Source organism: Pseudomonas sp. JL3, from assembly GCF_031570575.1.
In the GTDB taxonomy this organism is placed as follows: Bacteria; Pseudomonadota; Gammaproteobacteria; order Pseudomonadales; family Pseudomonadaceae; genus Aquipseudomonas; species Aquipseudomonas cucumis.
Genome location: NZ_JAKWJK010000043.1, coordinates 1 through 4,406 on the forward strand (window position 1 = coordinate 1; position 4,406 = coordinate 4,406).

At 51.9% G+C, this 4,406-nt stretch carries 3 protein-coding genes and 1 pseudogene; all 4 read left to right on the forward strand.

All coding sequences use genetic code 11. The annotated features are described in order from the left end of the window. A pseudogene (locus MMG91_RS28635) lies at positions 1-2,612 on the forward strand (RHS repeat-associated core domain-containing protein); the annotation flags it as partial. A gap of 37 nt (positions 2,613-2,649) precedes the next feature. Then, complete coding sequence (locus MMG91_RS28640) at positions 2,650-3,237, forward strand: hypothetical protein (RefSeq protein WP_105342397.1); 588 nt, start codon at positions 2,650-2,652, stop codon at positions 3,235-3,237. Between the two features lie 115 nt (positions 3,238-3,352). After that, positions 3,353-3,952 (forward strand): hypothetical protein, encoded by a 600-nt coding sequence (locus MMG91_RS28645; protein ID WP_310661434.1) that lies wholly within the window; start codon positions 3,353-3,355, stop codon positions 3,950-3,952. 41 nt (positions 3,953-3,993) lie between these two features. Further along, positions 3,994-4,272, forward strand: a complete 279-nt coding sequence (locus MMG91_RS28650; RefSeq protein ID WP_310661435.1) for a hypothetical protein — start codon at positions 3,994-3,996, stop codon at positions 4,270-4,272. The last annotated feature ends 134 nt before the right edge of the window (positions 4,273-4,406 follow it).

Here is a 4,406-nt window from a genome sequence, read left to right on the forward strand (position 1 = left end):
CGCTACGATCAGCGCGGCAACTGCATCGCCGAAACCGATCCACTGGGCCACATCACCCGCTACCGCTACGACACCCACGGCCAGGTGGTCGAGATCATCGACGCCATCGGCAAAAGCAAAAGACTGCGCTGGAACCCGTTCGGCCAACTGGTCGAACACATCGATTGCTCGGGTTATCCGACGCGGTATGGCTATGACAATCGTGGCTACCTTCAGGTCATCACCGACCCACTCGGGGAGCGTACAACCTTCACATATGACACAGTGGGCCGGTTGCTCAGCCGCCAACTTCCCGATGGTCGCTTTGAACANATGGCTATGACAATCGTGGCTACCTTCAGGTCATCACCGACCCACTCGGGGAGCGTACAACCTTCACATATGACACAGTGGGCCGGTTGCTCAGCCGCCAACTTCCCGATGGTCGCTTTGAACATTATCAACGTAACGCCAGTGGTCAATTGACGGAACATACCGACCCATCAGGTCATACCACTCATTACCAATACAACCTTCGGGGTCGAATTCGTCAACGTACGGATGCCCATGGCCGGGAGGTGCAATTCAGTTATGACAGTTACGGGCGGCTACAAGCTCTGACTAATGAAAACGGCGAAAATTATCGGTTTACCTGGGATGCCAGCGACCGTCTGATTGAACAACAGGATCTCGATGGAAGCGCCCATCGCTATGATTACGACGTTCTGAACAGCATTACCCGCGTAGTCTCGTTGCCTACGCAATATGGTGACGGGCTTGCTGTTGTCTCGGAAACGCCCGAAAAGCCTATCGTCCACCGCCTGGAGCGAGATGCGGTTGGGCGTCTGGTTGCCAAGATCACTGACGATGGCCGCACTGATTACACTTACGATCCGTTGGATCAACTGATCGCGATCACTTTCAGAGACACCCAGGGCCGCGAACAAAAACTCGGTTTTGTATATGACGCTCTGGGCCAGCCACTCGAAGAACAAAGTTTGGGCGGCAGTTTAAAACATCGCTACGATGAACTCGGGAATCTGATCCAGACCCAACTGCCCGACGGCCGCTGGATCAATCGGCTGTATTACGGCAGTGGTCATCTGCACCAGATCAACCTCGACGGCCAGGTCATCAGTGACTTCGAACGTGATCGCCTGCACCGTGAGGTATTTCGCACACAGGGCCAAATCAATACCAGAACTGAATATGATCGCGGCGGGCGCCTGCGCTCATACGTGCGGCGCCCGAATAGCCAGCCGCGACAATTACCTGGAGCGACACAAACACACTTCGACTATGACCCCAGCGACAACCTGATTGCGCGCCTCGGACAAAAAGCAGGCACTGCGCATCGACAGTTTTTGCATTACGACGCTACCGACCGAATCATCGCCAGCCAAGACAACATTCAAGGGCAGCATGAAATCTATGCCTATGATGCGGCGGCCAATTTATTGGACGGCCCGCAACCGGGGGCAGGTCTGGTAGTACATAACAAATTGTTGACCTATCAGGACAAACGCTACCGCTACGATAGTTTCGGTCGACTGATCGAAAAACGTAGTGGCAGCCGAGGGGTTCAGCGCTTCAGGTACGACGCCGAAAGCCGTGTGATCGAAGTTCGAAATCAGAGTGCGGCGGGTGAAACTATCGTCAAGATGGCGTATGACCCCTTGGGTCGGCGCATTGAAAAAGCCGTACAAGACAAGAATGGTTATCCGCTTGGCACCACTCGTTTTGTGTGGGACGGCTTGCAACTGTTTCAGGAGCACCGGAACAACCAGACTAGCCTGTACCTTTATGAAGACGGCAGCTACGAGGCGCTGGCGCGCGTTGACGGAATGGGCCCGCTGCAAAAAATCCGTTACTACCACAATGACCCCAATGGGTTGCCGCAGGAGCTCACGGAACACGATGGGCACTGCATCTGGCAGGCCAGTTATCGAGTCTGGGGTAATACCGCCAAGGAGACTCGTGAGCCGTACTATATAGAAGAGCAGAATCTGAGATTCCAGGGACAATACTTGGACCGGGAAACCGGACTGCACTACAACACGTTCAGGTTTTACGACCCTGACATTGGTCGGTTCATTACGCCTGATCCAATAGGGCTCGCCGGCGGTCTGAACCTCTATCAGTATGGCCCCAACCCGATGGGTTGGAGTGATGCATGGGGGCTGGCGGGCAGTCCAACTACGGCAACCCATATCACCTATCTGGGCGTCGACAAAGCAACCGGTAAAGCCTATGTCGGCTATGCCAGCATGCAAGGTAAACAGGTGGGTTCAGACGTGCTGAACTATCGCTATGGATCGAGTTTTGATCGCTTTGGTGGTCAAGCTCCTCAGGTCCTGCATACAGCATACGGCCAGGACGGAAAGGACGTTACCCGTGGGCTGGAGCAACGCGTTTATGAAGGGTTAGGCGGAAAAGACGGCACCGCCAACGCGCAGAATCCGGTGGGCCAAGGTAATGCGCGAAGAAAAGAATATCTTGCTGCTGCTGATAAACATCTGGCCAAAACACCGGCAGGCAAAGCCTTGGATAAACGTATAAAAGCCGCCAACAAAGCCAGAGTCAAAGCCGCCGCTAAAGGGGTCAGCAAAGGCAGAGGAGGCCGTTGCTCATGAGTGATTCGTTAATGATTATTAAGATGGAGTGAGCCCCATGGCCAAACGCATAACCTGGAAGGAAGGCGATTTAGTCAGCCTCAAACTGCGAGACGATTTATATACCGTAGGCCAGATGATCAAAAATTCCGTCATGCGTTTTTACGACGTGAGAAGCGTGAATGGAATCTGGAGCGATCTCGTGCTGGACGACAGTAAAATTCTGTTCAGCGGTTTTGTAGGGAAGGTCGTTACCCAACGACTTGCCGTCGAAAAACTACAACCTACGACTCCACTGGTCCTGTCAGACCACGAACGTTACTGGTTAAGACCGCACGTTAACTTTGAAGGTGGATTCCCCTTTCGCGGTGCCGACCTGATCGATACCGGCAAAGACTGCGCTATCGATTACAGCTTGGCACCCGTGCGTCAAAAAGATCTGAAGCTTTCAAAAAATCGCGATGCTATTGAACAGTATGAGCTTACCAACATGTGGGGGGACGAAGACTTGAGCGACAGATTGTGCCGCTATTTCGATACTGGACTTAACCGTGACGATTTGAAATTTGAAGTATTTCCGGGGCTGTGGACGGATCGTGAGAGTCTGCGGCCTTTAACCCGACGTTTACCTGTACCACTAAGATAAAAAGCAGCGTTTAATGCACAGCGGTTGGTAATAGCTATAAAGGCGCTTGATTCACTGCATTAAACGCTTGGCAAGCCTAAATGCGTCACTTGAGTTTTTATTCGGAATAACGAACATGAGCGCGTTAGAAAAGGCACTAATAGAGCTGCGCCGTACCCACAACAAGTTTCAGTCAGAGGGCAGCTTCGAAAAGAATGGCCAAGTCAGCGCCACATGGCCGCAAACGCTTGAACGCTCTGTCGAAACTGATTTTTTCTATGACAACTACGAGCCTGTGGGTGTAGAGATAGAGACAGGTTTGACTCCGATACGTTTTTTTGATCTGAACACCCTTGAAGATGACCAAGTGGGCTACAAGTGGGATGGCAATTCAAACAAATCGCAGCTCAACCCACGCTGGCCAGCCAGTTTTGTAGTATTTATGGATGATATCGGAGGCGGTAAACCTGTCATCGCTGCTACCAACATTGAGGGTACACCTGTATTTGCCAGCTATGACGTGGCTTTGCCTTTCAAAATTGCCGATTCATTGGCTGATTTCTTTTTCGCTTTTGCAAAATTGATTGAGGTTGTCCACGGAAAATTCGAAATATTTGAGATCTATAACGATGATGACGGACTTTCCAGCAAGTTTGTGAAATTACTCACAAAGGAAGTCAGTCCCCTGCTGGGGAAAGAAAATTTCGAACGGTTTTTTGATTACTTTTATGGTTGATCTTCAGGTCATGAATCTGACCCGGCCAATGAGCGCAGAAGATGGAACAACTGGAAGACGAATACCTTGGCGCCGATTGGAATGTGCTTGTGCGGTTATACGAAGAGGATTATCTCGACGACAACGCCCGCACACTGGCCAAAGCAATGGATGGTCACCTCGATATGGCCGTCATTCTCTACGGTAAAAGAGGGCTCAAGGAAGGTTTGTGGTGGGTCGAACAGCAGGTGCCGGCCTTGGATAACATGCGGCCGGCCGATTGCCTCAAGGATCCGAAGCTGATCAAACGCCTGAGGACTGCGCTAATGAGCATGCCGTAACCAACAAGGAGAAAGGTGCAATGGAAGGCATCGAATTGCGCAACCCGCACAACGATTACGCAGCCGTCAGACACTTACGTCGGATTAACATCCCGCATGTCTGACGCACTCTGGGCCGCCCGGCTGGGTGATGC

Bases quoted from the DNA above. Each gene is read 5' to 3' on its own strand.
- MMG91_RS28640 (WP_105342397.1), top strand. From the start codon at position 2,650: ATGGCCAAACGCATAACCTGGAAGGAAGGCGATTTAGTCAGCCTCAAA.
- MMG91_RS28645 (WP_310661434.1), top strand. From the start codon at position 3,353: ATGAGCGCGTTAGAAAAGGCACTAATAGAGCTGCGCCGTACCCACAAC.
- MMG91_RS28650 (WP_310661435.1), top strand. From the start codon at position 3,994: ATGGAACAACTGGAAGACGAATACCTTGGCGCCGATTGGAATGTGCTT.